The following is a 16447-nucleotide window of genomic DNA, read 5'->3' as shown; positions in this document are numbered from 1 at the left end:
TTCAGTTCGAAAGCATGCGGTCGACCCAGCCGAGAAAGCCGCCTTCGGCCCGCACCGACTCCAGCGCCGGAGCGGGCACCGATGCGGCGCGCGTGGTACGGGCGCGCGGCGGCAAATATTTGTTGGTCGGCCGATAGCCGAGCTCCGGCATCAGGTCGACGCCACCGCGCTCCGCCACCAGTTGCGAGACGGCCGACAGGGGATCGCCGAGATCGCCGAAATGCCTTGCGCTGGTCGGGCAGGCGGCGACGCAGGCCGGCACGCGGTCTTCCTCGGCCAGATTGTCATTGTAGATGCGGTCGACGCACAGCGTGCACTTCTTCATCACCCCGACATCGGTGTCGAATTCGCGTGCCCCATAGGGGCAGGCCCAGCTGCACAATTTGCAGCCGATGCATTTGTCCTCGTCGATCAGCACGATGCCGTCCGAGGCCCGCTTGTAGGAGGCGCCGGTCGGGCAGACTGTGACGCAGGCCGGCGTCTCGCAATGCAGACAGGAACGCGGGAAATTGACCGTGCGCCCGCCCATCTCGGTGGTGTGCTCATAGCTGTGCACGCGGTTGAACCAGACGCCGTCGACATGGCCGCCATAGGGGTCGATGTCGGTGAGCGGCGCCATGTGGCCGCCGGTGTTCCATTCCTTGCAAGCGGTGACGCAGGCCTGGCAGCCAACGCAGGTGTCGAGGTCGATGACGAGGCCGAGCTTCTTGCCGCTTTGACTTGGCAGACAGGTCATTCGGCTACCTCCCTTGCCTTGCGGAACTCGGCGCCGAAACGGAGCGTGTCCGGCGAAGGCTCGAAATGCGGCGGTTGCTGGAAGCGCTCGAATTGCGGCTCGGTGAAGCCAGCCTCTTCCGCCGCGCATTTGACGATGCGCACCCGCAGATCGAACCATGCCGCCTGGCCGGTGACAGGATCGGAATTTGAATAGCGCTTGCCGTTGGCATCGGCCGAGGTCTGGTCGCCGATGATGTGATTGAGCAGGAAGCCGCGATTGGATTCGGCCGCATCGTCCTTCAGCCCCCAGCTGCCGCGTCTTTTGCCGATCGCATTCCAGGTCCAGACCGTGCTTTCGTTCACCCCGTCGACCAGCTTGATCTGCCCCTTCACTCTGCCGTTGATGCTTTCGATCCACACCCAGTCGTCATCGACCAGGCCGAGGCCGGCAGCGGTCCGGTGGTGCACGAACAGCCGGTTCTGGCTGGTGATCTGCCGCAGCCACGCATTCTGCGAGCCCCAGGAGTGATACATGTGCATCGGCCGCTGCGTCAGCGCGTGCAGGGGATATTTCTCGAGATCGATGACCGCTTCCTCGAAGGGCGTGTACCAGAACGGCAGCGGGTCCATGTAGGTCTCGATGCGCTGGCGATCGCCCTGTGGCGGCAGCACGCGACCATGGCCGCGCGCAGCCAGGCGGAAGCGCTGCAACGGCTCGGAATAGAGTTGGAAGACGATCGGCTCCGCCTTGGGGATGAAGCCCATGCTCTCGGCGAAGTCGAGATAGGAGCGGTTGGCCATCTTGTAGTAGCGCTGGTCGTCCGCGAGATCGTGATGCCAGAAGCCGCCATTGTCGATGTAGCGCTGCAACTGGTCCGGATTGGCCTCGCCCTTGCCGACCGCGGCCCCATCCTTGCCGCGCCAACCCGCAAGCGGGCCGATGCCGGGCGTCCGCTCATGGTTGACGATGTAGTCGGCATAGTCGCGATATTTGGCCGAGCCGTCCTCATCGACGAAACCGGGCAGGCCGAGCCGGGCGCCGAGCTCGATCAGCACCGACTGGAACGGCCGGACGTCGCGGTCCGGCTCGACGACGGGATGGCGGATGGCGTCGCCAGGTCCGTCGGCATGGCTGATCGGCCGGTCGAGCAGGCTGATGCAGTCGTGGCGCTCGAGATAGGTTGTGTCCGGCAGCACCAGGTCGGCAAATGGTACGGTCTCGGAATAATAGGCGTCGGAATAGATGATGAAGGGGATCTTGTAGTTGCCGGCGTCATCGCTGTCGGTCAGCATCGTGATGGTCTCGACGGTGTTCATCGAGGAATTCCACGCCATGTTCGACATGTACATTATGAGCGTGTCGATCCTGTAGGGATCGCCGGCCCAGGCATTGCGGATGACGGTGTGCATCAGCCCATGTGCCGCCAGCGGCGCGTCCCACGAATAGGCCTTGTCGATACGGGTCGGCGTGCCGGCCTCATCGACCAGCAGGTCTTGCGGCCCGCAGACAAAACCGAGCGGCATGCCGTCGAGCGGCGTCATCGGCTTGACGGTCTTGCCCGAAGGCTTTGGACCCGGCGGCGCCGATCTGGGGTAGGGCGGCTTGAAGCGGAAGCCGCCGGGGACATCCACCGTGCCGAGGAGCACCTGAAGCAGATGGATGGCGCGGCAAGTATGAAAACCGTTTGAGTGAGCGGAGATGCCGCGCATGGCGTGCATCGAAACAGGCCGTCCCCTGATCGTCTCGTGCCGGCGCCCGGCCCAGTCGGTCCACGCCACCGGCAGTTCGATCGTCTGTTCGAAGGCGACGTGGGCAAGTTCGGCGGCGATCCTGCGGATCGTATCGGCCGGAATACCGCAACGCTCGGCGACCGCATCAGGTGCATAGCTCTCATCGAGGTAACGGTCGGCAATAAGCTGGAACACTGGCGTGCAACGGCGGCCATCGACGGTGAAACTACCGGTCAGCGCCGACTTGGCGCCGGCATCGGTGGCGCCGACAGGCGTCTTCGCCACCCTGTCCCAGGTCAGCGGATTGCCATCGGCGTCTCGCACGAACAGCCCGTCATCGGCCGCACCCGGCTCCTGCACGACGAGGACATGGGCGTTGGTGTAGCGGAGCAGATAATCGAGATCGACGCGCCCGGCCTTCAGCAGTTCATGGATGAGCGCGAACACGAACAGGCCGTCGGTGCCGGGGCGGATGCCGATCCAGTCGTCGGCAATGGCGTTATAGCCGGTGCGGCACGGGTTGATCGACACCACCTTGGCGCCGCGCGCCTTGAGCTTGCCCAAGCCGATCTTGATCGGGTTGGAATCATGATCCTCGGCGACGCCGAACAGCATGAAATATCGGGTGTTGTCCCAGTCGGGCTCGCCGAACTCCCAGAACGAACCGCCGATCGTATAGAGGCCGCCTGCCGCCATGTTCACCGAACAGAAGCCGCCATGGGCGGCGAAGTTCGGTGTGCCGAACTGGCTCGCCCACCAGCCGGTCAAGGATTGCGACTGGTCGCGCCCGGTGAAGAAGGCGAGCTTCTTCGGGTCGGTCCGGCGGATGGCGGAGAGTCGTTCCGTCGCTATCGAAAACGCTTCCTCCCACTCGATCTCGCGGAACTCGCCCGAGCCGCGCGGCCCGGTGCGTAGCAGCGGCTTCTTCAGCCGGGCCGGGCTGTAATGCTGCATGATACCGGAACTGCCCTTGCCGCAGATCACGCCGCGATTGACCGGATGGTCCTTGTTGCCGTTGATGTAGCGGACCTTGCCGTCCTTGATGTGCACATCGATGCCGCAGCGGCAGGCGCACATGTAGCAGGTCGTCTTGGCGATGTGGTCCGAGATATCTGGCGAGGTGTCGACGCCGTCGCCTTCGTCGGGCGCGCGCGTGTCGGCAAGCGGGCGCTGCGATGGTGCCGAATTCGCGCCGCGCGACGGTCCTTGCATCATGATCCGGTGGTGCCCGCGCGGCCGGCGGACTTGGCCCGCGTCTTCGGCCCGGGGCCACGCATGTAATGCTCTTCCGGGTGATAGCGATCGCCGGCCAGCCGTCGCCGGATGCCCCGGGTCCAATGCGCAAACAAGGATCTGAACCGCCCGATCATTTTATTCTCTGCGATCCGCTGGCGAATTTTTTCTAACTTCACTCGAAAACGTAGAATAAAGCTATCGATCCGTCTAATCAGTTGTTCTTGTAAATTCAATCGATATTGGTTCTTAATACACCCATGACCCTGGACCAGTTACGCATCTTCGTCGCCGTCGCCGAGCGCGGCCACATGACCAAGGCGGCGGAGCTGCTGGGCATTTCCCAGTCGGCGGCATCGGCGGCCATACGCGCGCTTGAGGAACAACACGGCGTCCACCTGTTCAACCGGGTCGGCCGCAACATCGAGCTTGCCCAGACCGGACACCGGTTCCTGCCTGAGGCCAAGGCCGTGCTCGAACGAGCCGCCGCCGCGCGCAACGTGCTGGAACATGTTTCGCAGACGGTCACCGGCAGCCTTTCGATCGCCGCCAGCCAGACCATCGCCAGCTACTGGCTGCCGCGCCGGCTGGCGTCCTTCCACGAAGCCTATCCTGCGGTCCGGCTGAGCGTCACCATCGGCAACACCAGACAGGTCGAGGCGAATGTCCTCGATGGCGCCGCGGATCTCGGCCTGGTCGAGGGGCGCACGGAATCCGACATCCTGCGCCGCACCAAGGTCGACGTCGACAGGCTGATGCTGGTCGTCGCCAGCTCGCATCCGGAGATCGCCGAACTGTCGCCCGGTCGTCCTGATATCAGGGGACTGCGCTGGATCATCCGTGAGGGTGGTTCAGGCACGCGCGAGGTGCTGGAGGATCTGGCGCGCCGCGAGGGGATTTCGCTCACCGATCTCAGGATATTCCTGGTGCTGCCGAGCAACGAGGCGGTTCGCCAGGCGGTCGAGGCGGGCGCCGGCGCCACCATCATTTCGGAACTCGTCGTCGCGCGCGCCGTCGCCGAGGGCAGTCTCAGAGCCGTGCCGCTCGATTTGCCGAAACGCGACTTCGCCATGATCACCCACCGCGATCGCCAGGCAAGCCTGGCGCAGATGGCGCTCAAGGCGCATCTCGGCGCCGAAACCGTCGGAACAACCTGACGAACGGGGTCAGCCGAACTTCCGCTGGGCATCCAGAGCCAGGCCAAGCCCGACCGAGCCGAACATGTCGCCTTCGATGACGGAAGCCCGCGGCACCAGCGACAGGATCTCCCGTCTTGCCAGCGGGATCGCGGTCGATCCGCCGGTCAGGAACACCGCGGTGATGTCGGACGGCTTGATCTCGGCATCGCGGATGGTCTGCCCGACCGTCGCGGTGACCCGCTCGATATCCCTGGCAATCGTGGCTTCCAGCCCTGCGCGCGTGATGTCGGCGGCGAACTCCACGCCCGGCAGCTTCACCGCGACCTCGGCGGATGATCTGTCGGTCAGTTCTATCTTGGCTTTTTCGACCAATGCCGCAAGCGCGTGTCCGTAGCGGTGCTCGACGATGTGGATGAAGCGGTCGACCAAGTCGGCGCGCTCGGCCTCGTAGCGGATCTGGCGCAGATGCGTCATCGCCTTGGCGGTGTAGACCAGGTTGATGCGCTGCCAGGTCGCGAGATCGATGAAGTAGCTGGCCGGCAGATTGCGCTTGCCGTCCTTGGTCGGGGTCAGGTAGCCGAGCTGCGGCATCACATGGGCGATGCTCAGCAGCCGGTCGAAATCGGTGCCGCCGATATGGATGCCCCGGCTGGCCAGGATGTCGTCCTTGCGGTCGGGCGAGCGGGAGCGTTCCGGTGAAACGCGCACGATCGAGAAGTCCGAGGTGCCGCCGCCCATATCGATGATCAGCGCCAGTTCCTCGCGCGTCACTTTCTGCTCATAGTCGAGCGCCGCCGCGATCGGCTCGAACTGGAAAGCGATATGCTTGAAGCCCTGGGCGTGCGCCGCCTTCTCGAGTTCGCCCTGGGCATTCGCGTCGGCTTCGGCATCGTCGTCGACGAACTGTACCGGGCGGCCGAGCACCACGGTCTCGACCACATCGCCGGCGTCTTCCTCCAGCTTCTTCCTGAGATGGCCGAGGAACAGGCCGATGATCTCCATGAAGCCGATCGAGCGCGCCTTGATGCGTGTCTTTTCGTGCGCGAGCGAACTGCCGAGCACGCTCTTCAACGAGCGCATCAGGCGGCCTTCGACGCTGTCGGTGTAGTTGGCGATGGCGTTGCGGCCAAAACAGGTGCGGTTGTCCTCGAAGTTGAAGAAGACGGCACTTGGCAACGTGACCTGGCCATCTTCCAGAGCAACAAGGCGAGGCTGCCCGTTGCGGACCACGCCCACGGTGGAATTCGAAGTGCCGAAGTCGATACCGCCGAATGCTGGTCGCATCGCAACGTCCTGTCATTGTCCTTGGGGCAGCGGATCGGCGTCTTCGCATGCGCGCCGTTGTCCGGGGTGACCGAACCATCCTGCCGAACTGAAATCGTGCCGGGAGGCGGCGGTCTATCGCATGGCCCGGGAAAGGGAAACCCCTTTCGGCGGCGAGAATCTAGTCTTTTCGGAAGACCAGCCTTCCGAGCCAGCCCGTTATCATGGCCAGCGATACAGCGAAGACGCCATAGAGGAAGGAATAGTCGTGGGCGACGCGGAAGATCGATTGTTCGAAACCGGATTTGCGGATTTCGAGCTGAGCCGAGCTTTCCTTGATGAACAGGCCGCTCTTGAACAGGAAGGCACGCGCCTTGTGGGTGCCGACCGGAACATTCGGCGCCAGCCTGACGGTGGCGCGAAACAGGTTCTGCGACAGGAATTGCACGCCGCCGACATTCTCGCTGTAGAGGCCGGTCGCGGATTTGCGTTCGCGTAGTGCCGCGGTGAATTCCCCGATGGTCGCCGGACTGCCGCCGGCATCGGCGGGCTGCATGTAGAGGTTGGAGGCGCCGAGCGACAGCTGCTTGTAGCTGTTCGGTTCGGTAATGTCCTGCAGCGGCCGCGTCGTCGCCACCGAATAGGACATCGGCACGTTCTCGAAGGTCTCGGAGTCCAGATTGACCCAGACGCCGAGCACCCGGTCCTTGCGACGCACCACCACCGTTCGCGGCGGGCCTTCGAGCACGACGATGACATCGTAGCGGCCCTGACGGGCAACGAGCGGATCGGGGTTTTCCAGTGATCCGAAGATCGTCAGGTCTGCGCCGGAAAAGCCGGCGGTGATCGACACATTGTCGGTGGAGAGCCCGATCTGGATGCCTTCCGTTGGCAAAGGCGTCTGCGCCTTCGCCGGCACGGCAGCGGCAAGCAACGACAGGAATGTGGCGGTTGCGATCGCTTTCGGTGCCGGCATCAGTTAAGGCCCACGCCGGACAGCGAATAGAGATTGGGCGGGGTGACGAAGAGATCGATGGCAAGCCGGATCGCCACCGCCAGCACAAGCAGCGCCAGCAACGCCCTGAGCTGCTCGCCCCGCAGCCTCTGGCCGGCCTTGGCGCCATATTGCGCGCCGGCGACGCCGCCCGCCATCAACAGGAAAGCCAGCACGACATCAACCGTCTGGTTGGTGGTGGCGTGGACCAACGTCGTGTAGGCGGAGGTGAAGATGATCTGGAACAGCGAGGTGCCGATGACGACGTTGGTCGGCACTTTCAGTAGATAGATCAGCGCCGGCACCATGATGAAGCCGCCGCCGACGCCCATGATCGATGACAGGAAGCCGATGCCGGCTCCCAGACCAAGCACCGGGATGACGCTGACGAACAGTTTAGAGGCCCTGAACCGCATCTTCAGCGGCAGGCGGTGGATCCAGTTGTGCTGGCCGGATTTCTTCAGCACCGGTGCCGCGCCACTGCGCGTGGCGCGCAACGCGTTGACGCTTTCGACCAGCATCAGCCCGCCGACGGTGCCGAGCAGCACGACGTAAAGCAGCGAGATGAACAGATCGAGCTGGCCGAGACTGCGCAGGAAAGCGAAGACGTAGATACCGCCGGTTGAGCCGACGATGCCGCCGGCCAGCAACACGCCGCCGAGCTTGAAGTCGAGCGTCCCTCGCTTCATGTGCGAAAGCACGCCGGAGAAGGAGGAGGCGATGACCTGGTTGGCGCCGGTGGCGACCGCGATCGCCGGGGGTATGTTGTAGAAGATCAGCAGCGGCGTGATGAGGAAGCCGCCGCCGACGCCGAACATGCCCGACAGGAAACCCACTGCCGCACCCATGGCCAGCAGCACGAAGACGTTGACGGAAATTTCCGCGATCGGGAGATAGATGCCCACCCGTCTGTCTCGATCAGTTCTGCCTGCCGGCGAATGCAACCGTTGCGGGCATCTTGCCCCGACAAGCCAATTTGTTCTTGCGCCGGAGGTGCTACGAAGTCAAACCACGCCGCACCGCCGAAACAAAAAACATCTCAATCAGTTAACAGGCAAATATGTGGCAAGGGCGTCGTGGAAGCGACGCATCCGCCGTTATTTGCGCGCCAGCAGGGCCTTGACCAGTTTTTCATCGATCGTGCCGGTCGCCGGCATCTTGTTGTCGGTCTGGAAAGCCATGATCGCGGTCTTCGTCTTCTGGCCCATCTTGCCGTCGGCGCCGCCGGCATCGTAGCCGTTCTTGTTGAGAATGCGCTGGATGTTCTGGATGGCCTTCGTCATGTCGATGCTGGCGGTCGTCTGCGGCGTGTCCTTCTGCCAGGATTCAGGAATGTCCGCGGAATTGGACGCCGGATCCAGCGGCTTGGCCTTCCACAGTTCGGCCGCGGCGCGGGCGCGTTCGAGTTGCTCGGGCCGCAGCGCGTTGGCGATCTCGTCGCGCTTGGCCGCCGCATCCTTGTCGCCTGTCTTGGCGACGAGAGCGAACCATTTGTAGGATTCCTCGAGGTTCTGCTTCATGCCGACGCCCTTGGCGGCGAGGATACCGAGATTGAACTGGCTGTCCTTGACGCCGACGTCGGCGGCCGCCTGGAACCAGTGCGCGGCCGACTCATTGTCGGTCACGCCGTCCGCCGCCATGGCGAACAGCACGGCCAGATTGTGCATGGCGCTGGCGTTGCCTTGCTCGGCGGCAAGCTGGTACCAGGTCTTGGCTTTCTTGATGTCGCGGGCGACGCCGATGCCCTTTTCGTAGAAATTGCCGATGCGGTATTCGGCCGGCGCGAAGCCGAGTTCCGCCGCCTTCTCATACCACTTGGCGGCCGCCGCCATGTCTTCCTTGACGCCACGCGACTCGGCATAGCGCGAGCCGATCTCGAACAGCGCCTTGGCATCGCCATTGGCGGCTGCGTCACGCAAGGCGGCCGGGCCGGCGTTGGCGGGAATGTCGATCTTGGCCGCGGCCGTCGCCGGCGAAGCGTCCGCTGGCGGAACCGCGCCTGTGGTGTCCGTGGCTGGCGCAGTCGCGATCGGCTGGGTGCCGGTGTCGGCATCGGTTGCCTCCGCGGTCGGCGCGGCGACCGGGGCCGTAGCAGCCGAGGCTGCCGTGCCGGACGCCGCCGCGCCGGCATCGGCGGGCATAGCCGGAGCAACAGGCGCGGGAACGGGCTCGGCTGTCGGTGCCGCATCCATCGACGGCTCGACGCCCGGCGGCGTTGCCATCGTGGCTTGCGTCGCCATGTCGTCCTTGGTTGCCGGTTCGGACGGCGCGGCCTGCCTGACGACATGGGCCGGCGCGGTTTCCAGTGCCGGGGGCCGCGCATCCTCCTTCGGCTGGCTTGCGGTGTCGAGTGAGGCGGTTTGCACCGGTTGGGAAGCCGCGATCGGTGCGGCGTCGTTGCTCGCCACTTGCGCGGGATCGGCGAAGAAAGCCTTGCCCAGTTGCAGGCCGGCAAGCGCCAGCAGGATCGCGGTTGACCCCATCAGGATCGGCTTGCGCCGCGTCTTGAGCAGGTCACCGATCCGCAGCGCCTTGACCGGTCCGGTCATCGTCGACTGACGTTTCAGGGCATCGGCCTCGGCGGCGGCGGCCTGCGCCGCGCGCCGCGCCGCGGCGATGAAATCCGATTTGGCGGCATCGGTGTCGCTGGGCTTGGCCGGTTGGCCGCGCTCGTCACGCACGCGCTTCATGATGGCATTGAGGTCCGGTGCGCCAGAGCCGGGCTCCAGCGGCCGGTTGGCCATCTTCGGATCGAGGGGCTCGTCGAGGTCGACACTTGGGATCGGAGCGCTCGGCGCCGAGCCGGCCAGCGGCGGAATGTCCGCCTCCTTCCTGCCCCTGAATGCGCGCGCCAGCCCGCCGAACATCGATTTGCGGCGACCAGTCGGCTCGCCACTGTCGGCGATCGTGTCGGAACCAAGGGCTGCCATGGCCGCTGCAGCGGCGGCCTCGGCCGGCGTGCGCGTGACCAGGTCGCCACGCGGACCCAGGTCGCTACGCCTACCCAGGTCGCCACGCGTACCCAGGTCGTCGCGCGAAACCGGTTCGTTGCGCATGATGGCGGCGACACGGCCATCGAGATCGGCCATGTCTCCGGTCAACGGCATTGGCTCGTCGATGTCCATCGACGGTGCATCGACGGCGATCTTGGACTGCCGCGCGCGGCGCCTGCCGGCCGGCTCTTCCGGTCGCGCGTCGAGGAGTTCGCTCACCGCCTCGACCGGCTCGCCGGGTTCCAGCGAGCCAAGCCTGTCGACGATCTTGAGCAGCGTGTCGTGGATCGCCTCGAACGTTCTCGAATTGCGCTCGTCCGAGCGCCGCGTCAGCGCTTCGAGCGTCTTCAGGTCCTGAGCGAGGCCGGAAACGGCCGTCGTGTTGGCGCTCGAACCGGCCAGCGATTGCACCGCGTTCTCAGCCGCTTCGCGCGCCGCGTCGAGAATGGAATCGCGGGTTCCGGCCAGCGACTTTTCGATTTCGTCGAGGCGCGGGCTGATGTCCTCGAATTCCGGCAGCGGCGTGCTGGGCTTGGAAAGATGGGCGGACAGACCGGCGACCTGCGCCTCCAGGCTTCGGATCAACGCTGGATCGATGCCGGCCACTTGCGCGGCGGACGCGTCCAGCCGGCTTGAAATGTCTTCGAGCCGGCTTTCCAGGCCGCGGATCGCTGCTTCACCGGCAGGATCGGGAACACGCGTTTCGATGCGCTGGGCCAGAGCGGTGAAGCGGGCGTCGATGGCGTCCATGATGCCGGCGCTGTCGACTTGCGGCATGCGCTCGTCCAGCCTGTCGGCAACTTCGTCCAGCCGGCGCTCCAGATCGCGGAACAGCATGTTGCCCTGTTCGATGGCGTCACCCTGGCGGCGTTCCATCATGCCGGATAGCACGTCGAAGCGCTGCTCCAGCCCATGGAAGATATAGTCGGCGTCAGGCATGGCAGGCGCCTGGTCGATCTTGTCTGCGATGAGTGCGATCTGCTTGGCCAGGCGCTCTATCGCTTGCTCGGGCAGGTTGGCGCGACCGGCGAGCTCGTCGACCCGGCTCGACAGCGTGTTCAGGCGGTCCATGACCGCGTTGCCGGGGCGATCCTGCGCCACTTCCTCGATCTGTACGGCAAGCGAGTCGATCCGCTTCTCGATGCGCTCGAAAGCCTCATGGTCGAATGAATTGGCCTGCGCCGCGACGGTCGATGCAACGATGGCGCGGGAAATCTCGTCCAGCCGCTCATCGATCATGCCAAGCGTGTCGCTGCCGCGATTGTCCTGCTGGCTGGCGAAGTGGTCGACGGCGCCGGCAAGCGTGCGTACCTTGTCCTCGAGCGAGCGCAGCGACAGCGATTCCGGCAGATTGTTGACGGCGTTGCTGATCTGCTCCAGCCGGTCGGTCAGCATCGACAGGCCGGGGTCGTCCGAGCGCTTGCGCTGGTCGGCATCGACGCGATCCTCGAAGGCCGTCCAGCGGCGATCGAAATCGTCCCAGCGGCGATCGACTTTCTGCACGCTCTCCTCGCGCGCCAGCGTGTCGAGCGCCGCCTTGACCTGCTCGAGTTCGAGCCGCAGCATGTTGACGCTTCTGTCGTCGCTCTTCTCGGCCAGCGTCTGGATGGCGCCGGATAGCCTCTCGAACTCAAGGCCGAGTTCGGCGCTGCCCTTGGCCAGGGCATCCGACGAGCCGCCCGGCGTCGCGTTCGACAGGAAGGCCCGTTCTATGTCCTTGCGCAGCGCTTCGAATTCACGCTGCAGCCCGGCGGTCATCTGGTGGCGCAGTTCCTCGCGCATGCCGCGCAATTCGCCGGCGATCTTGCCGACCATGGCGACGCCGTCTTCCTGTCCGCGCACGCGATCGATGTCGCGCGCAATGGCCTGGTAATTCTGTTCGAAAGCGGCGGCGGGCTGCATCGGGCTCTGCGGGCGCGGCGCCGGCTGCGGGTCCTCGTACCAGCGCTGCTGGCTGCCGGGCCGGGCGGCGGGATGGCGGGCGTCGTCGCCATATTGGCGCGGATCGGGACGACCCATCGGATCCTCGCGGGTTCGCTCCAGCCGCTGTTCCAGCGTCTCCAGCGAGCGGTTCAACTGCTCGAGCGTTGTCTGAGGCCTGCGCTGCCTGCCGGCGTTGAGTGTATCGAGATAGGACCGCTTGCTGTTCATCTGTGCGTCCGTCTTTCAGAATGGCTGGCTTGTAGCCAACTCCCCCAGTCCCTGTCGGAACGAGGCGACCGGGCGCTTTGCCGCGGTGGAAGACAAGCTTCCCGGGTTCTCACCCGCGCTCCGAAAAACCGTGAAAAATTCGATACAGGATAAACACGGGTAGCCGACGCGCCCACATTTCGCCCAACGTGGTAAACAACGCGTTAACCAAACTTAAGAAATTGCAAGGATGTTGGCTGCCGGCCTGACGGTGCGGCATAAAGCTCCGCTCGCAGAACGCCCTTGCGTCATGAGGCGGCTATCGGTATAGAATTGACGTAAACGTAAAAGGCGCATTGAGCGTGCTGTTTGCGATTTGTTTGTTGAAACCACGACTGGGAGCACGCCCCCGCTTCCAGTCAGGCGACGCACGGTCCAGGGCCGCGACGCCATCAGACGGGGAAAGCCAGTGACCATGAAGCTTATCTCGGCCGGCGAGACCGCGGCCAATACCAATATGTCTGTTGAAGCCGGCGAGGACCTTGTCCGCATCGGCGAGATGGCCAAGAAATACGGAGTAACGCTGCGCACGCTGCGTTTCTACGAAGACAAGGGCCTGCTCAACCCGCAGCGCGACGGGTCGACCCGTCTCTACACGCGTCGCGACAAGGCGCGGCTGAAGCTGATCCTGCTTGGCCGCAAGGTCGGGTTCTCGCTGCGCGACGTCAAGCAGATGATGGACCTCTACGATCCGACCGGTTCCAACACCAAGCAACTGCGGCTTGCGTTGGACAAGTCGGAAAAGCAGCTTGCCCGCCTGCAGAAGCAGCGGGCGCTGATCGACGACGCCATCAACGAGCTGAGCGGCTCGATGTCGGCAGTACGCCAGATGCTGGCCGAGCGTTCGGTGCCGCAGGCGAGCGCGGCAAGCTAGGCCATCTGCTGATTCCGACGCCGTCGGACTCCTGACCATCAAAGCCGCGTGGCTCCGCCGCGCGGCTTTTCGTCGTCCGCGCCTGCCCGATGTGCGGCCCTTCGGGTTGTTTCGCGCTGGCTTGTGCGATGCTGCGCCGCTAGGCTCCTTGCGCGCAGGGGCGGGAAATCTTGTCGCATCGAAAAAATTGACGTTTACGCAAACGTCAATTTTTGCTATCCCGGCCCCAACACAGGTCCGCATGCCGCCCTGGCTTGATTTCGGGGGGTCGGATCAGGTTTGCAGGGTGGAGGAAAAGCATGCCGACATACAGGGCTCCGGTCCAGGATACGCTGTTCGTGCTCAACGAGGTGCTGGGCTACCAGCGCTATTCGAACCTTCCCGGATTTTCCGACGCCACGCCCGACGTGCTGGAGGCGATCCTCGCCGAAGGCGCCAAGCTCGCCGAAAACGTCATGCATCCGCTCAACCGTGTCGGCGACATGGAAGGCTGCGTCCGTCACGACGATGGTTGGGTGACGACGCCGAAAGGTTTCAAGGAGGCCTTCGACCAGTATCGCGAAGGTGGCTGGATGGGGCTGGCGGCACCTGTCGAGTTCGGCGGTCAGGGCCTGCCCTATGCCGTGCATACGGCGGTTGCCGAATACATGGTCTCGGCCAACATGTCGCTGATGATGTATCCCGGCCTGACTCAGGGCGCGATCGCGGCGATCATCACCCACGGTACCGACGAGCAGAAGGCCAAATGGTTGCCGAGGATGGTCGAGGGTGCCTGGACCGGCACCATGAACCTGACCGAGCCGCATTGCGGCACCGATCTCGGCCTGCTGCGCACCAAGGCGGTGCCGAACGGCGATGGCACCTACAAGATTTCAGGCCAGAAGATCTTCATCTCGGCCGGCGAGCACGACATGTCCGACAACATCGTCCATCTCGTGCTGGCCCGCATCGAGGGCGCGCCGGAAGGCGTCAAGGGCATTTCGTTGTTCATCGTGCCGAAGCTCATGCTCGACGCATCGGGCAATCCGGGCAAGAGAAACACCGTCTCTTGCGGCTCGATCGAGGAGAAGATGGGCATTCACGGCAATTCGACCTGCGTCATGAACTATGACGAGGCCGAAGGCACGCTGCTCGGCGAGGCCAATGGCGGCCTGAAGGCGATGTTCACGATGATGAACGAGGCGCGTCTCGGTGTCGGCCTGCAGGGGCTGTCGCTGTCGGAGATCGCCTACCAGAATGCCGTCGCCTACGCCAAGGACCGTTTGCAGGGTCGATCGCTGTCGGGGGCCAAGGCGCCGGACAAGAAGGCCGACCCGATCATCGTCCATCCCGATATCCGCCGCAGCCTGATGACCATGAAGGCCTTCAACGAGGCTGGCCGCGCGCTGGCGCTGTGGACCGCCATCAAGTCCGACATCGCCCACCGCTCCGGCGACGACAAGGATCGCCAGGCCGCCGACGACTACACCGGCCTCATGACGCCGGTGGTCAAGGGCGTGCTCACCGACAAGGGTTTTGACCACGCCGTGATGGCGCAGCAGGTGTTCGGCGGTCACGGTTACATCGAAGAGCATGGCATGAGCCAGTTCGTGCGCGATGCCCGCATTGCCATGATCTATGAAGGCGCCAATGGCATCCAGGCGCTCGACCTTGTCGGCCGCAAGCTCGGTTTGAATGGCGGTCGCGCCGTGCAGGCCTTCTTCAAGGAGGTCGGTGAGTTCTGCGAGGAAAACCGCTCCGACGAGAAGATGGCGTCCTTCACCAAGGCACTGAAGAAGGGTCTCAACGACCTGCAGGCGGCGACCATGTGGCTGTTGCAGAACGGTATGGCCAAGCCCGACAATGCAGGCGCCGCCTCGACCGACTACATGCATCTCTTCGGCCTTGTCGCGCTGGGTTACATGTGGGCGCAGATGGCCAAGGCGGCACTTGGCAAGACGGGCGCCAACGGTTCCCAGTCCTTCTACGACAACAAGGTCGTAACGGCCCGCTTCTTCATGGAGCGGATCATGCCGGAGACCTCGGCGCACCTCGCCCGCATTTCGAGCGGCGCTGATACGTTGATGGCTCTGCCGGCGGAAGCGTTCTAAGCTCGCCCGCCGGCGCCGCCGGCCCTGTCTGTCGATACGCGGAGGAAATCGTGGCGACAAATCCCGCCGAAGTGCTCTCTTTGCCGAAGCCCGCCTGGGCGGCGGACGAGGTCGGTATGCTCTACGACATGGCGCATCGCTTCATGTCGGAAGAGATCGCGCCGCGCTACGACGAATTCGAGAAGAATGAGATGGTCGACCGCGAGAGCTGGTTGAAGGCTGGTGCGGCCGGTCTGCTCTGCGCTTCGATGCCGGAGGAATATGGCGGCTCGGGCGGCACCTTCGCCCATGAGAGCGCCATCATCGAGGCCATCGGCCATGTCGGTGTCGATGGTTTCGGCATCGGCCTGCACAACTCGATCGTTGCGCCCTACGTTCTTCATTATGGTTCGGAAGAGCAGAAGAAGAAGTGGTTGCCGAAGCTGGCCACCGGCGAACTGATCGGCGCCATCGCCATGACCGAGCCCGGCGCCGGCTCCGACCTGCAGGGCGTCAAGACGCGGGCGCAGAAGGATGGCAACCAGTACAAGATCAACGGCTCCAAGACCTTCATCACCAACGGCCAGTTGGCCAATTTCATCATCGTCGTCACCAAGACCGATCCGGAGAAGGGCGCCAAGGGCACCTCGCTGATCGTCGTCGAGACCGATGAGGTGGAAGGCTTTGAGCGCGGCCGCAACCTCGACAAGATCGGGCTGAAGGCCAACGACACATCGGAGCTGTTCTTCAATGATGTGCGTGTGCCGACCTCCAACCTGCTCGGCCACGAGGAGGGACAAGGCTTCGTCCAACTGATGCAGCAATTGCCGCAGGAGCGGCTGCAGATCGGCACCGGTGCCATCGCCATGATCGAGCGGGCGCTGGCGCTGACCATCGACTACGTCAAGGACCGCAAGGCCTTCGGCAAGGCGATCATCGATTTCCAGAACACCCAGTTCAAGCTGGCCGAGCTGAAGACCGAGGCCACCATCGGCCGCGTCTTCTACAATGATTGCGTCACCCGCCACATCGCCGGCGGCCTCGATCCGGTGACGGCGTCGATGGCGAAATACTGGCTCAGCGACCTGCAGGGAAAAGTCGTCGATGAGTGCCTTCAATTGCATGGCGGCTATGGCTACATGAATGAATATCCGATCGCCCGCATGTTCCGCGACGCCCGCGTCCAGCGCATCTACGGCGGCACCAACGAGATCATGAAATTGCTGATCGGCCGCTCTCTCTGA

The 16447-nt window shown here is 64.2% G+C and carries 10 protein-coding genes; 4 read left to right on the top strand and 6 right to left on the bottom strand.

Annotation, left to right across the window (positions count from 1 at the left end):
* Position 1 precedes the first annotated feature (1 nt).
* Positions 2-736 (bottom strand): 4Fe-4S dicluster domain-containing protein, encoded by a 735-nt coding sequence (locus tag AC56QQ_RS33370; protein WP_497124830.1) that lies wholly within the window; start codon positions 734-736, stop codon positions 2-4.
* The gene (locus tag AC56QQ_RS33365; RefSeq protein ID WP_497124829.1) at positions 733-3663 is read right to left on the bottom strand and encodes a molybdopterin oxidoreductase family protein; all 2931 of its coding nucleotides are present in this window, start codon (positions 3661-3663) and stop codon (positions 733-735) included. The genes AC56QQ_RS33370 and AC56QQ_RS33365 overlap by 4 nt, the downstream gene beginning before the upstream one ends.
* 278 nt (positions 3664-3941) lie before the next feature.
* Here AC56QQ_RS33365 and AC56QQ_RS33360 point away from each other — a divergent pair, with 278 nt between their 5' ends.
* Positions 3942-4838: a LysR substrate-binding domain-containing protein gene (locus AC56QQ_RS33360; RefSeq protein WP_489859322.1), complete on the top strand. Its 897-nt coding sequence runs from the start codon at positions 3942-3944 to the stop codon at positions 4836-4838.
* Positions 4839-4847: 9 nt separating this feature from the next.
* Here the strand turns inward: AC56QQ_RS33360 and AC56QQ_RS33355 are convergent, their stop codons facing one another.
* The 4 genes from AC56QQ_RS33355 to AC56QQ_RS33340 all read right to left on the bottom strand — a co-directional run bounded on the left by AC56QQ_RS33355 (position 4848) and on the right by AC56QQ_RS33340 (position 12221).
* Positions 4848-6104, bottom strand: coding sequence for an Hsp70 family protein (locus AC56QQ_RS33355; RefSeq protein ID WP_497124827.1), 1257 nt, complete (start codon positions 6102-6104; stop codon positions 4848-4850).
* 160 nt (positions 6105-6264) lie between these two features.
* Positions 6265-7059 (bottom strand): TIGR02186 family protein, encoded by a 795-nt coding sequence (locus AC56QQ_RS33350; RefSeq protein ID WP_497124826.1) that lies wholly within the window; start codon positions 7057-7059, stop codon positions 6265-6267.
* Positions 7059-7982: a sulfite exporter TauE/SafE family protein gene (locus tag AC56QQ_RS33345; RefSeq protein WP_497124825.1), complete on the bottom strand. Its 924-nt coding sequence runs from the start codon at positions 7980-7982 to the stop codon at positions 7059-7061. The genes AC56QQ_RS33350 and AC56QQ_RS33345 overlap by 1 nt, the downstream gene beginning before the upstream one ends.
* A gap of 192 nt (positions 7983-8174) precedes the next feature.
* Positions 8175-12221, bottom strand: coding sequence for a peptidoglycan-binding protein (locus AC56QQ_RS33340; RefSeq protein ID WP_497124824.1), 4047 nt, complete (start codon positions 12219-12221; stop codon positions 8175-8177).
* A gap of 454 nt (positions 12222-12675) precedes the next feature.
* Here AC56QQ_RS33340 and AC56QQ_RS33335 point away from each other — a divergent pair, with 454 nt between their 5' ends.
* The 3 genes from AC56QQ_RS33335 to AC56QQ_RS33325 all read left to right on the top strand — a co-directional run bounded on the left by AC56QQ_RS33335 (position 12676) and on the right by AC56QQ_RS33325 (position 16447).
* The gene (locus AC56QQ_RS33335) at positions 12676-13134 is read left to right on the top strand and encodes a MerR family transcriptional regulator (protein WP_256749318.1); all 459 of its coding nucleotides are present in this window, start codon (positions 12676-12678) and stop codon (positions 13132-13134) included.
* 299 nt (positions 13135-13433) lie between these two features.
* Positions 13434-15224: an acyl-CoA dehydrogenase gene (locus AC56QQ_RS33330; RefSeq protein WP_497124822.1), complete on the top strand. Its 1791-nt coding sequence runs from the start codon at positions 13434-13436 to the stop codon at positions 15222-15224.
* 50 nt (positions 15225-15274) lie between these two features.
* A complete protein-coding gene (locus tag AC56QQ_RS33325; RefSeq protein WP_497124821.1) occupies positions 15275-16447 on the top strand; it encodes an acyl-CoA dehydrogenase family protein in 1173 nt (390 codons plus the stop codon).

This window comes from Mesorhizobium sp. RCAM 05099 (assembly GCF_059683685.1).
This window is presented reverse-complemented; position numbering and strand designations above follow the sequence as displayed.

Excerpts from the sequence above, each read along its gene's own strand:
- AC56QQ_RS33370 (WP_497124830.1), bottom strand. The coding sequence starts at position 736 with ATGACCTGTCTGCCAAGTCAAAGCGGCAAGAAGCTCGGCCTCGTCATC.
- AC56QQ_RS33365 (WP_497124829.1), bottom strand. The coding sequence starts at position 3,663 with ATGATGCAAGGACCGTCGCGCGGCGCGAATTCGGCACCATCGCAGCGC.
- AC56QQ_RS33360 (WP_489859322.1), top strand. The coding sequence starts at position 3,942 with ATGACCCTGGACCAGTTACGCATCTTCGTCGCCGTCGCCGAGCGCGGC.
- AC56QQ_RS33355 (WP_497124827.1), bottom strand. The coding sequence starts at position 6,104 with ATGCGACCAGCATTCGGCGGTATCGACTTCGGCACTTCGAATTCCACC.
- AC56QQ_RS33350 (WP_497124826.1), bottom strand. The coding sequence starts at position 7,059 with ATGCCGGCACCGAAAGCGATCGCAACCGCCACATTCCTGTCGTTGCTT.
- AC56QQ_RS33340 (WP_497124824.1), bottom strand. The coding sequence starts at position 12,221 with ATGAACAGCAAGCGGTCCTATCTCGATACACTCAACGCCGGCAGGCAG.
- AC56QQ_RS33335 (WP_256749318.1), top strand. The coding sequence starts at position 12,676 with ATGAAGCTTATCTCGGCCGGCGAGACCGCGGCCAATACCAATATGTCT.
- AC56QQ_RS33330 (WP_497124822.1), top strand. The coding sequence starts at position 13,434 with ATGCCGACATACAGGGCTCCGGTCCAGGATACGCTGTTCGTGCTCAAC.